A 16,439-nucleotide genomic window follows, 5' to 3' on the forward strand; every position below is an offset into this window, starting at 1 on the left:
GCATGGCCTGCGCGGAAGAAATCCGGTCTGTCTGCCCCTATTGCGGTGTCGGTTGCGGCATTGTGATGGAGGTGGAAGACCAGAAAATTGTCCGGGTGCGGGGGGATACCGCACACCCGGCCAATGGCGGTCGGCTCTGCACCAAAGGAAGCTCATGCGACAAGCCCGTTACCTCCGCCGCCCGACTGGACTGCGCCCTGCTTCGGCCAGACCGCGCAACACCGCTGACCCCCGTTTCCATGGACGCCGCGATTACGGAAACAGCCAGACGGCTACGCCATATTCTTGAGACCGATGGACCCGACGCCATTGCGCTTTACGTGTCCGGCCAGATGTCCATGGAGGCTCAATACCTCGCCAACAAGCTGGTGAAAGGCTACCTCCGCACACGGCATATTGAATCCAATTCCCGCCTGTGCATGGCAGCCGCTGGCACGGGATATAAACTCTCCCTCGGCGCGGATGCGCCCCCCGGCTCTTACGAAGACTTTGACTGCACCAATCTGTTTTTCGTCATCGGCGCGAATATGGCAGATTGTCACCCCATCCTGTTCCTGCGCCTGATGGACCGCAAACGGGCCGGTGCAAAACTGATTGTGGTGGACCCACGCCGCACTGCCACAGCGGACAAAGCCGATCTCTTCCTGCAAATCCGCCCCGGCACGGACCTCGCGCTGCTCAATGGCTTGCTGCACCTTCTGATGGAACATGGTGCGCTTGATACGGACTTTATCGCCACCTGCACCACCGGCTGGGAGGACATGGCCGCCTTTCTGGCTGATTACACGCCAGAGCGCGTCGCCAGTCTGACGGGCCTTGCGGAAGACGATATCCGCACCGCCGCTCGCTGGATTGCTGAAGCGGGCGAATGGCTCTCTTTGTGGACCATGGGGCTCAACCAGAGCACCTCCGGCGCATGGCATACCAACGCCTTGTGCAATTTGCATCTGGCCACCGGGGCTATTTGCAAACCGGGCGCTGGACCGTTCTCCCTTACCGGCCAACCCAACGCCATGGGCGGGCGGGAAATGGGCTATATGGGGCCCGGTCTGCCCGGCCAGCGCAGCGTGCTCTCGGCGCAGGACCGTGCGTTTTGTGAAGAGCAATGGCATCTGCCCCCCGGCACCATCAGGGATGCAAACAGTGATGGTGCAATCGCCCTGTTTCAGGACATGGCGGAAGGGCACATCAAGGCCTGCTGGATTATCTGCACCAATCCCGTCGCCACCGTGCCCCGGCGTGGCAGGGTTCAGGCTGCGCTTGAAAAAGCCGAGCTTGTCATTGTACAGGATGCCTATGCAGACACGGAAACCGGCCCCTATGCCGATATCCTGCTCCCCGGTGCGCTGTGGGCGGAAGGTGATGGCGTGCAGGTCAATTCCGACCGCACCATGACCCTTGCCCGGCAGGCCGTGCCCCCTCCGGGGGATGCCATGCCGGACTGGCAGATTATTGCCCGCGTGGCCTGCGCCATGGGGTTTGCGGAAGGGTTCTCCTTCACCTCCGCAGCCGATGTTTTTGCTGAAGCCAGTCGTTTTGCAAACCCTTTGACGGGTTATGATATTTCCGGCGTCAGCCATGCCCGCCTGAAAGACGGCCCCGTGCAATGGCCCGCCCCGGTAGGCGATACCGCACCACGCCACCCCATCCGCTACCGCCCCAACCCGGACGCACCCCCAGTGTTTGCCACACCCACTGGCAAAGCGGTGTTCTTTGCCCGCCCATGGATGCCGCGAGAAGACGAACCGGATGAAGATTACCCCTTCCTGCTCAATACTGGCCGCCTGCAACATCAGTGGCACACGCTCACCAAGACAGGCCGGGTGGAGCAACTGAACAAACTCAACCCCGGTCCTTTTCTTGAACTGCACCCTGATGACGCCAAACGCCTTGGGATTGCCGAAAACGATAGGGTTGAAATCCGCTCCCGCCGGGGGAGCGCCACACTTCCGGCTCGTATTTCCCGGCGTGTCGCCCCCGGCACCTGCTTCGCACCCTTCCACTGGAATGACCGCTTTGGCGAGGCGCTATGCATCAATGCCGTCACGCCGGATGCGATTGACCCCGTCTCTCTCCAGCCCGGCATCAAGCACTGCGCCGTCTCCCTGACCCGTGTTCAGACTGCCGCCCCTCCTGCTCAGGAAAGCACAGAGACCATGCCCACAGATCAGCTTGCCCGCCATCTGGGTCTGACGCCACAGAAAGCGCCTGATTTTTCCGGGGAAAGCCTTGGTTGGCTCAGTGGTTTTCTGGATGGTCTGCGCATGGCCCCGCCGGAGGACAGCGTGCCAGTTGTGCCGTGTTCCGCCCCACTTTCTGACGCACAGAGGGCTCACCTCAACGGCCTGCTGGCCGGGCTGTATTCCCGCACCCCGGTAGCAGCGGCAACCCTTTCTTCTACAGAAGCTTCTGCTCCAACGCTCACTCTCTGGTGGGCTTCCCAGACCGGACGCACGGAGGCTCTGGCGGCACAAACTGCACTTTGGTTGCGGGAAAACGGGCATCCGGTGCGTCTGGCTGAACTCAATGTGTGTGACCCGGCCACCCTTTCCGGCACGGCGTTGTTTCTTGTTTCCACCTTTGGCGATGGCGACCCACCGGATAGTGCTGCTCCGTTCTGGGAGGCCCTCAAAGAACAGGACCTCACGTTGCCAGCCCTCTGCTATGCAGTGCTGGCGCTGGGGGATTCTTCTTACGCCAGCTTCTGCGGGTTTGGTCGCGCGCTGGATGAACGGCTGAGCGCACTTGGCGGCACACCACTCCTGCCCCGCGTGGACTGTGAACCGGATTATGAGGACACCGTTGAAGAGTGGCGGCCCCGGCTTCTCGCAGCATTGGGTGGCCCCGCGCCGTCCGAAACCAGCCCTGCCCTGCTCGCCCCGGTTCTGGCCCCTGGCATCACCCGCACCACGCCTGCCCTGGCACGCCTCGCCAGCGTGACCCGCCTGACCGGCAATGACCCTGATAAGGAAACATGCCACATTGCACTGGATATTTCCGGCAAAGGCGTAACTTATAAAGCAGGCGATGCGCTGGGCGTCTGGCCACGCAACAATGAGGGCATTGTGCAACAGGTTCTGGCCGCCCTGCTGATGCCCGAAGAAACCATCCTGACGCTGCGCCACCACGGACCCACACCGCTGGGCGAAGCTCTACGCCGCTGGTTTGACCTCTCACGCCCGTCCGCCAGACTGCTGGAACGACTGGGCCGCACGGAAAGCGGTTATCTGCCAGACCTTATCGCCACTCTACCGGCCCCTGTGGCACCAGAGGATCTGCCCACGCTCTTTCGGCAGATGCAGCCGCGGCTTTATTCCATTTCCTCCTCCCCCACAGTCTGCCCGGACAGCGTGCATCTCACAGTGGGCGTCAACACCTCCCCTTATCCCGGCGTCTCGTCCACATGGCTGGCAGGACTAAAGGCAGGTGATACAGTGCCGGTGTTTGTACAGCCCACAACGCATTTCCATCTGCCTGCGGATGAGACCGTGCCCGTCATCATGGTGGGACCGGGCACTGGCATTGCCCCCTTCCGTGCCTTTTTGCAGGAACGCTCAGCCCGAAAGGCCTCTGGCCCGAACTGGCTGTTCTTTGGGGAACGACATGAACGCACCGGCTTTTATTACCGTGAGGAACTGGAAGCCTTTATGGCCGAAGGCTGCCTGACACGGCTGGACACCGCGTTCTCGCGCGATCAGCCGGAGCGCATTTACGTGCAGGACCGTATGGAAGAGCATGGTGCCATACTCTGGGACTGGCTGACCCAAGGGGCTTATTTCTATATCTGTGGAGATGCCGCCCGCATGGCGCGGGATGTTGACAGCGCCCTGAAAAAAATTATTGCACGACATGGATCAATGACAAGCGAGCAGGCAGACGCTTTTATAACCGACCTTACCCGCAGTGGCCGTTATCTGCGGGACGTGTATTGAACGAAAGGAGGACAGGCTGCATGAAAGTCCTTCTGGCTGATGAAAACTCTCACCGTGCCGGCGCACTGGCCCGTCTTCTGGAAGCCGAGGCAACGCTGGACGTTATTCTGGTAGAAGACGACACCAGCCTGATTGATGCCGTGCGCCGCCATACCCCGGATATTGTGCTGGTGGACATTAGCCGTGCCGACCGCGATGCGCTGGACAGTGTCCGCGCCCTTTCCGCCTCCGGGCTGGAACGGCCTGTGGCCCTGTTTGTGGACGAAGATGACGAAAGCCTGATGGAAGATGCCTTTGCGGCCGGGGTCTGTTCCTACAATGTGCTGGATGCGCCGGTTACAAACGTCAAACCCCTGCTACGCGCCGCCATTGCGCTCTATGGTCGCTTTCGGAACACCAATGCGGAACTTGAGGCCGCCAGAAAGACACTTTCCGAACGTGAGACCATAGACCGCGCCAAATTTCTGTTTATGAAGCAGGAGCGCTGCAAGGAAGATGAGGCCTATCGCTGGTTCCGCAAACAGGCGATGCAGCAGGCGCGAAAAATTATTGATGTTGCCACAGATTATCTTGCTCACCAGAACAGGAATCCGAAACAATGAGCACCACCTGCCGCATTGGCCTGCTGCAACTGGCGGATAGTGCCCCTGTGCTTGGGGCCCGCAGCATGGGCATTTTTAGCCGGCACGGGCTGGATGTTGAGGCCGTGGTCGTGCCCTCGTGGGCCAATATTGCGGACGGGCTGGTGTGGAACGGGCTGGATGGCGCGCTGATGTTTCCTCCGCTGGCCATTATGACCGCTCTTGGTCAGCGCGGGCGGGCTATTGGCCTGCGTCCAGGCTTTCCAGTCAGCCGTGGCGGCAACACAATTGTGCTGCGCGGTCAAAAAGTCGATCATACAGAATGGACGGCGCAGGCCGATAAACACCAGGCTTTTGAAAACTGGAAAAACACTTTAGGCCGCAAGCCGCGTCTTGGTGTCGTTCATCTCTACTCCACACACTATCTGATTTTGTCACGCTTTCTAAAAAGTCTGTCCGTTTGCCGGGATACAGAAATCGAGATTGTCATTATGCCGCCAGCCCGCATGATTCAGGCTCTTGCCGCTGGTGAGATTGACGGGTTTTGCGCAGGGCCACCATGGGGAGCGGATGCACACCTCAAGGGTCTGGCATTTATTGTCGCAGGCTCTGCCTCTCTTGCGCCGGGCCACCTGGAAAAAATGCTGGTTTTGAAAGAAATCTGGAAAAACCAGAACCCGGACGGCCCCACCCGTATACATGCGGCACTCACCGAAGCCATTGCCCTGTGTCATGATCCGGCACACGCACAGGACATTACACATCTGCTCAGCAGGCCCCTCGACGCCAACGGGCTGGGCCTGCCGCAAGAGGCTGTCAAAGCCGTCATGCCAGACTCCCACACCATGGCCGATACCATGATGTTTGGCGGCCAGAACGGCCAGACGGGCGCCGCCTGTGGCTGGATGATTGAGGATATGCAAAATGAGGGCTGGCTGCCCGCACCCATGCTGGAAACCCTGCGTACCCTTGGCTGGTATGACTGCCAATGAGTTCCTGCGCGTGCCCATAATACTGTGAGTGCATGCGCTCAGGGACTGTCCTTATTTTGACCGTCTTTTTGTCAGAACTGAAATAAAAAGACAATTCTCATTTTTGTGCATCCCAGAACCAGAAATCTGTGCTTAAAAACGATTCTTAAATAGATCGTTTGTTTTTCATCATGTCATTTCTGATCCTATGAAATGACGTGATGCGCAGCTTTCTACGTTTTGTTACTGGATGCCCGCCATGTCTTCTGCTTTTTCTACTCTGCGAGAACAGATAACGGAAACTCGCAAGAAGACGATGGAACAGCTCTGTGGCATTACCCTGCATGGTGACCTGCAGGAACGGTACGTAGACTGGAGGCTACCCCTCCCCCTGAGCAGGAAGCGCCAGCAGCGTCTGGACATTATCCGCAACGCGGGCGTTCTGTTTATTCATGTGCCCAAAAATGCCGGGACCGCCATCTCTAAGGAGCTTTATGGCTGTAGCATGCGCCATGAAAGCATCCGTTATTACCAGAGGCATGCGCCGGACGTTGTGCGCACCATGCCCAGCTTTGCCTTATGGCGGGACCCGGTTGAACGCTTCCTGTCCTCTTATGATTTCATCCGGAATGGGGGCGGCAGCCATGTCAGTCTGCATCCCGGCTTTGCAGAACACTATGCAGATTTAACCACTCTGGACCGCATGATTGAGTATGTGGACGGTACAACCTCAATCTATCAGCTGGACCATGTGCTGCGCCCGCAACACTGGTATCTGACCGATCGCCACGGCGACATAGCCGTCAAAATGCTGTTTGATCTTAGAGCCCTTTTGGAAATTCGTAATCTGACGCCAAATCAGCCTCACTGAGCGCACATATAGCATCAGGAAATAACGGATTTCCGTCATTCTCGTGTTAATGTAGAGGTCTCGTCCATACTTATTTCGGCGTCATCGGCCTTTTCCAAAAGGGCTCTTAAGGATATTGACCGGATCTATCCTTTTGTCCCCGGCCTGCATGCTGGCGAGATCAAGAAAATTAATACCACCCAGCGCTTCACTACAGATCTTCGCCCCCTCCAGAAAGAGAAAATCATGGATCTCTATAAGGAGGATTACAAAATCCGGCAGGCCATTTTACCCGTTGATACGCTGCCCGAAAAATACTGTCCCCCACAGAAAATCAGCGTGCAGCGCAGTCCATCTGCCAGGTTCTATCCAGCCCTTAACACCAGCCTCTGATTGCTCACCCGTAAACCACGGCAGATTCGTGGCGGCCGTGTCGTCGGAAGGCTGCCTCGCGCAAATATGATCGATTTTTTCACGTCATTTATCCTATAATATTTATCGTATATTCCTATTATTTTTCACATTTGACATATTATATTTATTTACTGCTTTCCTCCTTTTAGTAAAAAAAAATCCTCTTATGTTTTCCCCCAGACAGGCGAGAGAGTCTTTTTCTCCCGCTCTGCATAAAGGGTTTTGTAATGATGAAAAAAGCTATTCTCCTCGCCGCTGCTCTGGGTGTTGTGGCTCCGGCTCTGTCTCACGCTGAAGAACACAGACACCACCACAACCAGAACAGCGACAACGGCAATTCTGACAACCAGAATAGCAACGATGGTGACGAAAACGGCAACCGCCGTCATGGTGGTGAGCATCGCGGTCATCGCGACAACTCTTCCAACTCTGATAACCAGAACAACCAGGGTGACAACCAGAATGGTGGTGAGCACCGCCATGGGGGCAACCACCGTGGCGAAGGCCGTGATGGCAACCGTGACGGTGGCCAGAACAACGGCGACAACCAGAACTAATCTGGTTCTGACCGCATGAAACAGAAAGGCACTTCCCCGGAAGTGCCTTTTTGCATGCTCTCCGGTTTTTCCCTTGCGTTCCTTTATAAAAGCAGCGTCTTAATAGACGGATACATGAGGCCTGACTGATACGAGAACAGCACATTTGTCTTCACATCCCACTTCCTCCTCGCCGACACGCTCCGAAGCGCACGCAGCCATGACAGACACCCCGCAGGCTATCCATATCCTGATTGTGGAAGATGACCCCGAAATTTGCGGGTTATTGCAGCGCTACCTTCAGCGACTGGGGTATAAGGTCTCCACCGCCCTCAACCGCGCTGGCATTGATGCCGCAGAAAAGCGCCGTCCTGTTGATCTCACCCTGCTCGACCTCATGTTGCCGGAAGAAGACGGACGCACTTTGTACAAGCATCTCCGTCAGACGTCCGCCACGCGCATCATCATGGTCAGCGCGCTGAATGATATTCATGACCGTATTTCCGGGCTGGATCTGGGCGCGGATGACTATGTCTCCAAACCGTTTGATCTGGAAGAACTGGCCGCCCGCATCCGGGCTGTGCTGAGACGCGCCCAACCCGAAGCCGCCCAGCCGGAAACTCAGGGCGTTCAGCACTATCGCTTCGATAACTGGTTGTTTGAACCCGCCAAACGCGCGCTGTACGGCAAGACTGGCATCCGCGTGGCTCTGACTGGGTCAGAAACAGACCTGCTGTTGACCTTCTGCCAGAACGCCCATCATGTCTTTAACCGGACGGAGCTTCTGGCCCGGATTCATGGGGATGAGAAAAACGTGGCCCCCCGCGCGGTAACGGGGCATAAGAGAAAGGCGGCACAGAGGCCGCCTTGTTGTCATGAATTATGGGAGGCCTGAGCGTCGAGCCTGTCGCGCAATTTGTTCAGGCGGCGCAGGATTGGTCCTAGAGCTAAACCAATGGAGAGAGTTCCGACGGCAAAAATGCCGTAGATCACTACCATGTTAACCGTGAAATTATCCATGATCGGTTTTCTCCTCGTCTGGAGGATATGGGATATAGGCCAGAATAAGCAAGGAAATACCTTCCATGAACAAAGAACCGCAACCCGCCACGATCATATGACTCAGACTGACGGGAAAGGTTGCTGTCAGTAACGGGGTTATAATCCCGATGCCCGCGATACTGAGGGCGCTTGTTTGGAGTGCTCCTGCAAGAGCCTTTAACCTGTCTTCCTGAGATTTCCGGGTCTGCCTTGGGGGGCAGAATAGCCCTGAGCAAGCGGCGCTCTCGGTCTGTAATCTGCTGCGTGTCCATCAAATTATATCCGGTTTGAAGGAAAGAAAACCGGGCGGCGAAGCTGCCCGGCCGCTGTATCAGAAGCCGAGAGCGTCGGCCTGTGCGTCGGCAATCTGGCGATCAAGAGAGCGGGCGGAATTGCGGCTGTAGGGCTTCCATTCAGAACCAAAGTATTCGGCGTAAGCCTTGGCGGCACCTTCTGCGAGGGCTGAAAGGCCGTAGGCTTTCATACCGAGTTGGGCTGCAAATTCGCGGGCAAAGGCCGCGCGATTAGCCTGACCATCAACGCCCATGCGGTCTTCGTCGCGGTTGTCGTTTGTAAAGCCAGAGGAGATTTCACGGGCGGCCTGCCGCTTTGTTTCGTAGAACTGTGCCTGCCCGAAAGCAGAGGCCACGCGGGCTCCCACGATGCGCTGCATGTGCATTTCAAGGGCGCGGTAATTCTTTTCGCCGTTTACGGTGGTTGCAAGAATGGGTTCCATGATCTTGATTTCTTCCATCACGGAATTGTAACCGGCTCCCAGCCAAACCCACCCGTATTCTGATTGACCCCAACGGCTCCTTTCATATTCCATGGCAGACAGTCTGGCTGGGCTTTGGCGTGATTGGCGTGTGTCTGGCCATTGCCACATGGTTTGTCATGCCGCGCGATTCAGGTGATAGCGCCGCCCACCATGGCCATCTTTCCGCTGCCAACCTGCTCAAGCCGTTCCGCATCATCTTCAGCAACCCGCAAAGCTGGTTTGCCGGGATTATTGGCGGCCTGCTGTTTGTGCCCACCACCATTGGCGCACTGGGCTGGGGCGCTTCCATGCTCAACAAAGGTGAGCATGTGACCATGGCTTTTGCCGCATCTGATGTTTCCATGGTGCCCATTGGCTGGGTGATTGGCTGCCCGCTGCTGGGCTGGATTTCTTCTGTGATGGGGTGGACGGCTCCCAACGGCATCGCGATGTGCCAAGGTGAAGTCGTTGCAGAATTCACAGAGGAGGCCACCCATGGAACAAATTATCCGTATTGGCATGGACACGTCAAAAAGTGTTTTCCAATTGCACGGTGTAAACGCGAAGGAGCAGCCTGTTTTGCGCAGGAAGCTATCCCGCCGGGAGATGGTAAAGTTTTTTGAGAAACTGCCCCCGATTGAAATCGCGATTGAGGCCTGTGGCGCCTCCCATTACTGGGGGCGGGTGCTCTCGTGTCTGGGACACACAGTGAAGCTGATCGCGCCGCAGCTCGTGAAGCCTTATGTCAAGCGCGGGAAAAACGATGCCGCCGACGCGGAAGCCCTCTGTGAAGCGATGAGTCGGCCTACAATGCGGTTCGTCCCGCTCAAGAGCGAGGAAGAGCAGGCAGCGTTGATGCTGATTGGAATGCGGGCACGACTTATCCGGAACCGCACACAGCTCGCCAATACGATCCGGGGATATGCTGCCGAGTTTGGGATCACGGCGCCCAAAGGCATGTGCCGGATTGAGGCACTCCTTGATCGGATCGCTGCGGACGAAAGCCTGCCCACATTGACGCGCGAGTTGTTTGCCCTTCACGCAAAGGAATATGCTGAATTGCAAGGTGAAATCGAACAGCTTGAGGGCAAGGTGATGGCATGGCACCGCGCCAACGAATGCAGTCAGCGTCTTGCGAAAATTCCGGGCGTTGGCCCGATCGGCGCAGCGCTGCTGATGATGAAAACGCCTGATCCGCATCTGTTCAAATCGGGTCGAGCCTTTGCGGCCTGGATCGGATTGACGCCCAGGGATCACTCAACCGGTGGAAAAACAAGGCTTGGCAGAATCACACGCGCTGGCGATGAGGTCTTGCGAAGCACGCTGGTGGTTGGCGCGACCGCAGTCGTGTCGCATGCCCGGCGGACCAATGGGAAGAATGCCTCATCTTGGTTACGTGAATTGCTGGAGCGCAAAAAACCGAAACTCGCAGCGGTGGCCCTTGCCAATAAGATTGCGCGGATTGCCTGGAAACTGATGGTCAGCGGCGAACACTATAAGCGCCTTCTGCAGCAACTCGGCGCAGCTGCTGTTTGAGCTTAGCCTGGCACGATGCGCTGACATTTGACGCTCTCGTGCCGAGCTGAGGTCGTGGCTTGCAAGTAATAGAGCAGATGGTGTGATCGATCGATCCATGGCGTGAGAAAACCCGTGGCAACCAGTGGTCATCAAAGACCGCTTCTGTGTTTGGGGCTCACGCTGCGGAAGCCATCTTGGCCAGCGACCCTATGGCCGCATCAACAGGCCGGACATATGGAAGCAAAGATCCGATCATTTTCTTGCCTAGCCCCTTGCAAGGGGGAGCCGTCCACATATGGAAGCAAAGATCCGATCATTTTCTTGCCTAGCCCCTTGCAAGGGGGAGCCGTCCACATATGGTTGCCGTCCGTTATGCAAGAGTTTTCTGACCCATATTGACGTGTGATCGTGTGCGGTCTTCTGTAAGGCCTGTTGATGTGGCCTTTCAGAAGCCACTGGCCAGTATGGTGATCAGCGGATCAGATCCAAATCTCACAGGCGTGCTTTAAAGCACAGAGAAATCCACTGGTTTTTCCGATCCGGATCAGACGATCATGCGCCCATTCAGGTCATCGCCCTCTCACACCCCTACCGGTTCCATCCGCGGGAGCCGAGCCATCGCTCAGGCTGCCACGGACAGGGCCGGATCCCGATAATCCTCCTGTTTTGTTGCCATGGCCCAGATGGCTCGTGCCATCCTGTTGGCCAGCGCAATGGCTACCAGCATACGGGGCTTGCGGGCCAGCATCCGTGCCAGCCAGCTTCCCGGTGCAGGGGCCTTACGGCTGGCCCAGTTCACCTGGGTCATGGCGCCCATGATGAGAAGCCTGCGGATATCAGCCTGCCCGGCTTTTGATATCTTCCCCAGCCTTTCCTTTCCGCCAGATGAGAACTGACGGGGCACCAGCCCCAGCCACGCAGCAAAGTCGCGCCCGCGCCGGAAGCTCTGCAGGTCAGGCGCAAAAGCTTCAATCGCAAGAGCGGTCAGAGGACCCACTCCAGGCATGCTCTGCAATCTGCAGGTGTTTTCACTTTCCTGGGCAAGCATCCTGATCTTCTTTGTTCTGACATCAATCCGCACACTCTGCTCCGAAATCTGTCGCAGCAGATCAAGGCATTCCTGCTTCACAGCCTCTGGCAGAACCGCCTCATCCAGCATGGCTTCAATGTGTCTGATATGCGCAATCCCCTGTGGCACGACGAGACCGAATTCATACAGAACGGCACGCAGGGCATTCACCAGTTCCGTGCGCTGGTGCACCAGACGCTGCCGGGCCCGGAAAAGAACGCCACGCGCCTGCTGCGCTTCAGTGCGTGGTTCGACAAAGCGCATTTCCGGCTGACGGGCCGCAATGACAATCGCTTCCGCATCAGCAGCATCGTTCTTCTGGCGCTTCACGAAAGGCTTCACATACTGCGGAGCGATCAGTCTGACCTCGTGACCAGCTCCTGCCAGTTCGCGAGCCCAGTAATGCGCGCTCCCGCACGCTTCAAGAACGACCAGAGCAGGCGGCTGCGTGGCCATGAACTGCATAAACTGCTGACGACGCAGCTTTTTGCGAAACATCACCTCGCCCGCACGCGAAGCTCCATGAACCTGGAAAATGTTCTTTGCCAGATCAACGCCTATCACTGTATCCTTCATCTGCCGTCCTTTCGCGCAGTCGTTTCTTCCAACGACCATTCTGGCACATTGCGATGCCGTGCGGGGAGGACGGCAATCACCCCATCTGACAAGATCGGCCGCCGTAAGCCCGTGCTGATTGTTGGCGCGCTGGTGCTGCTGGCTGCATCCCTCTGCGCGCTGTATGTGCCGGTTGGTGTTCTGCCCCGCTACTCCGTGGCGCTGGTCATGGGCATTGCCTCCGGGGCTGCCATGATCCCGTTCTCCTCCATGAAGGAAGTGAACCCGCCGGAAGTCAAAGGCACGGCTGCGGGCGTCATGAACTTTCTGGTGTTCGGCACAACAGGCGTTATGTCTCCGCTGGTATCCGCCCTGATGTCTGGCGGCGATACGGACAGCATGACCCTGTTCCACCGCGCCTTCCTGCCGCTGGTGGTCGGGATTGTGATTGCTATTCTGCTCTCCTTCCGCCTGCAGGAAACCGGCTGGAAAGTACAGAAACAAGGCTAACGTTCTTTTTCTAAAGCCCGTTTCAAAAACGGGCGTCTTTCCACAGGCACGGACCATCCGGGGCAGCCCTCCGCCCCGATGGTTCCGTGCCTGTTTTTGTTTGTGGGAGTACCCTCGGCTCCCTCATCCTTTTGAAGCCACCAGCGCCAGCCCGGACAAACTGCCCCCCACGCAAAAGCACGGAGCCTGAGCCGAATGCGGACGACAGGCACAGCCCGCCATCACACCGTTAGCAGTCGGGCCTCGCGCGCCATTCGGCCTCAGCGGAATAGTATTTTGACAGACAGGGAGACAGGGAAGCAGTCCTTTCAACAGGACAGACCTGATGCTCTCCGCCCTGCCGGTACAGAGTGCCTCCCTCTCCGCATTGCCTTATATCAACGTGCGTTTGCTGAAATTTATCGTCGCTTTTCAGCTTCACATGCGAATGTGCCCACTTCGTTTCATGCCAGCAAGGCAACACGTGTTCAGGCAAGCACAGGTTGCGTTTTACGGAATGAAGCGGTCCGCCCGCAGGCGTCCAAACACATCAAAGAAAGACGCAGGGGTGGCCTGATAACGGGTGAAACCGGCCAGGCGGCTTTTGGTCATATCCGTCACACATTCCACAGGACGACCCAGATCGGCATCCGTATGCCAGGCAGAGGCAAGACGGGCCAGATCAGGTTCGCGCAGCGTGTATCTGGCGCTGATCTCTGCCCAGGTTGCGGTCTCGCCAGCCATGCGGGGTTCAAGCGGCGTTGTTTCCGCGGGCATGGGGGCTGCTTCAATGCCAAACCATGCCGCAATCTGGGGCCAGAGCCATTTCCAGCGGAACACATCCCCGTTGACCACATTGAAAGCCTCATTCCGTCCGGCGGCGGATGTTGCAGCCCACAGCAGATGCGCGGAAAGCTGGCGCGCATCCGTTACATCGGTCAGACCATGCCACTGCACGGCAGAACCGGGAAACACAAACGGACGGCCTGTCTCCCGGCAGAGCGTGGCATACACGGCAAGCGTGCTGGCCATGTTCATCACATTGCCAATGGCGTAGCCAATCACGGTATGGGGGCGATGCACGCTCCATGTAAAACCGTGTTTTTCTGCGGCCAGGTAGAGTTCATCTTCCTGCGTGTAATAGAAATTTTCCACATCCAGCCGGGGCATGGATTCACGGAAAGGCGTTTCTGGCGCGGCCCCTTTGGCATAGGCTTCAAACGGGCCAAGATAGTGTTTAAGGCCGGTTACAAGGGCGGCATGGGCAATGTCCGCTGGTGCTGGCAGGGCGTCAAACACGTTGCGCACCATGGCCGCGTTGGCAATGCAGTTTTCACGCTCCGTGGCGCGGCGTGTCCATGTGCAGAAAAACACGTGGGTTGGGCGCACATCCACCAGAGCGGTGCGCAGGGCCTCCACGTTCAGCAGATCCGCCGCCACGGGCAGACTGCCGCCGTCCTGCCGAGGGGTGCGGGCCAGACCGTGAACCACCCATCCTTCCGCCAGCAGACGGTTGGTCAGCGCCTGCCCGATGATACCGGTTGAACCGACCACAAGAGCACGTTGTGCCATATTGGTTTTTCCCTATTGCAACACTCAGAATACCCGCGCCAGCTAATGCCGGCACGCCAGGCCTGAACAGAGAATGGCGGCTTGCCTCTGATCTCACAATACGGCACTCTTTTGTGCCCCGGATACCAAAAGGTTCCCACACCGCCATGCCTGAACTTCCCGCCGCCTACCGCACCGCCCCGTTTGACGAGCACTGCGCCCCGCGCCGCCTGTTGCGGCTGTTCAACGGCAAATGGACCACCATGGTGTTGCACACGCTGCATCTGCTGGGTGGCTCCTCCCGCCCCGGCCACCTGCTACGCAGTATCCCCGATCTTTCCAAAAAGATGATGACGCAAACCCTGCGCGAACTTGAACAGGCGGGCCTCATAGCCCGCACGGTGCAGCAGATCATGCCGCCCGTTGTGGAATACAGCCTGACAGAAATGGGTCAGAAATTCATTGAACCCATCGAAATGCTTTACCTCTGGGGCATAGAACACGCTGACCTTCTGGACCGCGTGACCGCAGCCCAACATGCCGCAAAAGCCGCTATGAAAAATCAGCCGGAAAGCATCACCGAAGACTGGTGAGGGAGAGAGCAGGCGCGGCGGCTTACAGGCTCAGCACGTAGAACAACAGAGCGGCCAGAATAATGGTAACCGGCAGCGTGGCCAGCCATGCCAGCACAATGCGGCCCACCATGCCGCGCTGCACCCCACTGCCGGAGCCAAGCATGCTGCCCGCAATACCTGCGGTAACAATATGCGTGGCGCTGACCGGTAGCCCCGTATAACCGGCGGTAAGAATAAGCCCGGCCCCCACCAGTTCAGCCGAAGCCCCTTGGGCTGGGGTCAGGTGTGTGCGGCCAATTTTTTCGCCCAGTGTGCGCACAATCCGCTGGTAGCCAATCATGGTGCCAAGGCTCAGGCAGGCCGCGCTCAGCAGGCGCACCCACCATGGCGCAAATTCCACCACCGGCTTCAACTCCGCCTGCAAGGCTTTGGCCGTCGCCTTGGCTGGCGCAGGCACGGCGGCCTGATGCGTCACCTTCTTCAGCCCCGCCACAACCTGAAACACATCGCCCCGCTGCACTACGGGAGACATATCAGCCGCACCGCCAAGAACAGCCTGTTGCTGCGCGGTTCCCTGCGTGCCGATTACTTCCATTTGTGAGTCTGCCGGGGCATTTTTGCTTGTCTGATCTGCACCGTTCGGTAGGGGCGCTGGCGCATCCACCCTCTGGCCTGCTGCGGATTCACTCTGGGCGCGCAGGCGGGCGGCGGCAGCCAGAGCATCCGCACGCAGGCCGTCATGGTCATACTGGTCCAGAATCTGCTGCATCTGTATGGCGTGTTCAACAGGCAGCGGCAGCCGGTGCGCCTGCTGCGGTTTGAGCGCATAGAGGGCGGGCCACAGACCGACCACCGTGAGCATGATCAAACCGATGCTCTTCTGCCCATCATTACTGCCGTGGGAGAAACTGACAGCGCTACAGGTGTCCACCAACAGCCAGCGCACCCAGCCGCGCGGTGGGGCATCGCCCTTGGGCGGCGGTTGATACAGGGCCGGGTCTTTCACCACTGCCCGCATCAGCCCGTACAGAAGCCCTGCCCCAATCAGCCCCAGCACTGGGGAAAACGCCAGTGCCTCCAGCACCTTTGTCACCTGCTGCCAGTCCACCCCATCACCCAGATGGCGGCCGTGCAGGAAGGAGTCTGCAATGGCCACCCCCACAATGGCCCCGATCACACAATGAGAGCTGGAATTGGGAATACCCGCCCGCCATGTGAACAGGTTCCACGCCAGCGCCGTGCCAAACAGGGCCAGCAACATGGGCACGGCGGGCGCGCCATCTGGTGGGGAGAGCGCATCAGGCGGCAGCAGTTCCACCAACGCATACGCAACACTCAGCCCGCCTGCCAGCACCCCGAAAAAGTTCATGATGCCGGAAAGCACCACCGCCATGGCAGGCCGCAAGGAGCGCGTGTAAATAACCGTTGCCACCGCATTGGCAGTATCATGAAAGCCATTCACGAACTCGAACACGCACACCAGAACGCCACAGAGAGCCAGCATGGCGATGGAAAGCAGTGAGTCAGGCGTGAAATGCAGCATGAGGAAACGGACAGACCTTCTGAGTTAAGCCGCCCGTTGCATAGAGGAAGAAGGGTT

15 protein-coding genes are annotated in these 16,439 nt (G+C 58.0%); 11 read left to right on the forward strand and 4 right to left on the reverse strand.

Annotated elements, in window-relative coordinates; all coding sequences use genetic code 11:
- Window positions 1–2: 2 nt before the first annotated feature.
- The 7 genes from A4S02_RS08480 (at window position 3) to A4S02_RS08505 (ending at window position 8,179) form a co-directional block, all read left to right on the forward strand.
- The gene (locus A4S02_RS08480) at window positions 3–3,932 is read left to right on the forward strand and encodes a bifunctional nitrate reductase/sulfite reductase flavoprotein subunit alpha (protein ID WP_070323506.1); all 3,930 of its coding nucleotides are present in this window, start codon (window positions 3–5) and stop codon (window positions 3,930–3,932) included.
- A 20-nt stretch (window positions 3,933–3,952) separates the two neighbouring features.
- Window positions 3,953–4,534: an ANTAR domain-containing response regulator gene (locus tag A4S02_RS08485; protein WP_070323507.1), complete on the forward strand. Its 582-nt coding sequence runs from the start codon at window positions 3,953–3,955 to the stop codon at window positions 4,532–4,534.
- Window positions 4,531–5,505: an ABC transporter substrate-binding protein gene (locus A4S02_RS08490; RefSeq protein ID WP_070323508.1), complete on the forward strand. Its 975-nt coding sequence runs from the start codon at window positions 4,531–4,533 to the stop codon at window positions 5,503–5,505. The genes A4S02_RS08485 and A4S02_RS08490 overlap by 4 nt, the downstream gene beginning before the upstream one ends.
- 238 nt (window positions 5,506–5,743) lie before the next feature.
- Window positions 5,744–6,355, forward strand: a complete 612-nt coding sequence (locus A4S02_RS08495; RefSeq protein ID WP_070323509.1) for a sulfotransferase family 2 domain-containing protein — start codon at window positions 5,744–5,746, stop codon at window positions 6,353–6,355.
- Window positions 6,356–6,580: 225 nt separating this feature from the next.
- On the forward strand, window positions 6,581–6,727 hold the full coding sequence (locus A4S02_RS15665; protein WP_157885534.1) for a hypothetical protein: 147 nt from the start codon (window positions 6,581–6,583) through the stop codon (window positions 6,725–6,727).
- A gap of 248 nt (window positions 6,728–6,975) precedes the next feature.
- The gene (locus A4S02_RS08500) at window positions 6,976–7,305 is read left to right on the forward strand and encodes a hypothetical protein (RefSeq protein ID WP_082246797.1); all 330 of its coding nucleotides are present in this window, start codon (window positions 6,976–6,978) and stop codon (window positions 7,303–7,305) included.
- 199 nt (window positions 7,306–7,504) lie between these two features.
- Complete coding sequence (locus tag A4S02_RS08505) at window positions 7,505–8,179, forward strand: response regulator transcription factor (protein ID WP_070323510.1); 675 nt, start codon at window positions 7,505–7,507, stop codon at window positions 8,177–8,179.
- Between the two features lie 477 nt (window positions 8,180–8,656).
- On the opposite strand, the gene A4S02_RS08510 is transcribed toward A4S02_RS08505, so the two are convergent.
- A complete protein-coding gene (locus A4S02_RS08510) occupies window positions 8,657–9,082 on the reverse strand; it encodes a hypothetical protein (RefSeq protein ID WP_228142327.1) in 426 nt (141 codons plus the stop codon).
- Window positions 9,083–9,180: 98 nt separating this feature from the next.
- Between A4S02_RS08510 and A4S02_RS16105 the strand changes: the two genes are divergently transcribed.
- Both A4S02_RS16105 and A4S02_RS08520 read left to right on the forward strand, forming a co-directional pair.
- Complete coding sequence (locus tag A4S02_RS16105; protein WP_228142328.1) at window positions 9,181–9,705, forward strand: hypothetical protein; 525 nt, start codon at window positions 9,181–9,183, stop codon at window positions 9,703–9,705.
- Window positions 9,602–10,618, forward strand: coding sequence for an IS110 family RNA-guided transposase (locus A4S02_RS08520; protein WP_228142507.1), 1,017 nt, complete (start codon window positions 9,602–9,604; stop codon window positions 10,616–10,618). The genes A4S02_RS16105 and A4S02_RS08520 overlap by 104 nt, the downstream gene beginning before the upstream one ends.
- A gap of 604 nt (window positions 10,619–11,222) precedes the next feature.
- On the opposite strand, the gene A4S02_RS08525 is transcribed toward A4S02_RS08520, so the two are convergent.
- Window positions 11,223–12,245 carry an IS110 family RNA-guided transposase gene (locus A4S02_RS08525; RefSeq protein ID WP_041247965.1) on the reverse strand — a complete coding sequence of 341 codons (1,023 nt, stop codon included), beginning with the start codon at window positions 12,243–12,245 and terminating at the stop codon, window positions 11,223–11,225.
- A gap of 111 nt (window positions 12,246–12,356) precedes the next feature.
- Between A4S02_RS08525 and A4S02_RS08530 the strand changes: the two genes are divergently transcribed.
- Window positions 12,357–12,734, forward strand: a complete 378-nt coding sequence (locus A4S02_RS08530) for a hypothetical protein (protein WP_070323513.1) — start codon at window positions 12,357–12,359, stop codon at window positions 12,732–12,734.
- 489 nt (window positions 12,735–13,223) lie between these two features.
- On the opposite strand, the gene A4S02_RS08535 is transcribed toward A4S02_RS08530, so the two are convergent.
- Window positions 13,224–14,285, reverse strand: coding sequence for an SDR family oxidoreductase (locus A4S02_RS08535; RefSeq protein WP_070323514.1), 1,062 nt, complete (start codon window positions 14,283–14,285; stop codon window positions 13,224–13,226).
- 146 nt (window positions 14,286–14,431) lie between these two features.
- Here A4S02_RS08535 and A4S02_RS08540 point away from each other — a divergent pair, with 146 nt between their 5' ends.
- On the forward strand, window positions 14,432–14,857 hold the full coding sequence (locus A4S02_RS08540) for a winged helix-turn-helix transcriptional regulator (protein ID WP_070323515.1): 426 nt from the start codon (window positions 14,432–14,434) through the stop codon (window positions 14,855–14,857).
- 22 nt (window positions 14,858–14,879) lie between these two features.
- On the opposite strand, the gene A4S02_RS08545 is transcribed toward A4S02_RS08540, so the two are convergent.
- Complete coding sequence (locus A4S02_RS08545; protein ID WP_070323516.1) at window positions 14,880–16,382, reverse strand: inorganic phosphate transporter; 1,503 nt, start codon at window positions 16,380–16,382, stop codon at window positions 14,880–14,882.
- Window positions 16,383–16,439: the final 57 nt, after the last annotated feature.

The sequence above is a fragment of the Acetobacter ascendens genome (assembly GCF_001766235.1).
Classification (GTDB): Bacteria; Pseudomonadota; Alphaproteobacteria; order Acetobacterales; family Acetobacteraceae; genus Acetobacter; species Acetobacter ascendens.

Excerpts from the sequence above, each read along its gene's own strand:
- A4S02_RS08545 (WP_070323516.1), bottom strand. The coding sequence starts at position 16,382 with ATGCTGCATTTCACGCCTGACTCACTGCTTTCCATCGCCATGCTGGCT.
- A4S02_RS08490 (WP_070323508.1), top strand. The coding sequence starts at position 4,531 with ATGAGCACCACCTGCCGCATTGGCCTGCTGCAACTGGCGGATAGTGCC.
- A4S02_RS08485 (WP_070323507.1), top strand. The coding sequence starts at position 3,953 with ATGAAAGTCCTTCTGGCTGATGAAAACTCTCACCGTGCCGGCGCACTG.
- A4S02_RS08500 (WP_082246797.1), top strand. The coding sequence starts at position 6,976 with ATGATGAAAAAAGCTATTCTCCTCGCCGCTGCTCTGGGTGTTGTGGCT.
- A4S02_RS08520 (WP_228142507.1), top strand. The coding sequence starts at position 9,602 with ATGGACACGTCAAAAAGTGTTTTCCAATTGCACGGTGTAAACGCGAAG.
- A4S02_RS08495 (WP_070323509.1), top strand. The coding sequence starts at position 5,744 with ATGTCTTCTGCTTTTTCTACTCTGCGAGAACAGATAACGGAAACTCGC.
- A4S02_RS08535 (WP_070323514.1), bottom strand. The coding sequence starts at position 14,285 with ATGGCACAACGTGCTCTTGTGGTCGGTTCAACCGGTATCATCGGGCAG.
- A4S02_RS15665 (WP_157885534.1), top strand. The coding sequence starts at position 6,581 with ATGGATCTCTATAAGGAGGATTACAAAATCCGGCAGGCCATTTTACCC.
- A4S02_RS08480 (WP_070323506.1), top strand. The coding sequence starts at position 3 with ATGGCCTGCGCGGAAGAAATCCGGTCTGTCTGCCCCTATTGCGGTGTC.
- A4S02_RS08505 (WP_070323510.1), top strand. The coding sequence starts at position 7,505 with ATGACAGACACCCCGCAGGCTATCCATATCCTGATTGTGGAAGATGAC.
- A4S02_RS08540 (WP_070323515.1), top strand. The coding sequence starts at position 14,432 with ATGCCTGAACTTCCCGCCGCCTACCGCACCGCCCCGTTTGACGAGCAC.
- A4S02_RS08525 (WP_041247965.1), bottom strand. The coding sequence starts at position 12,245 with ATGAAGGATACAGTGATAGGCGTTGATCTGGCAAAGAACATTTTCCAG.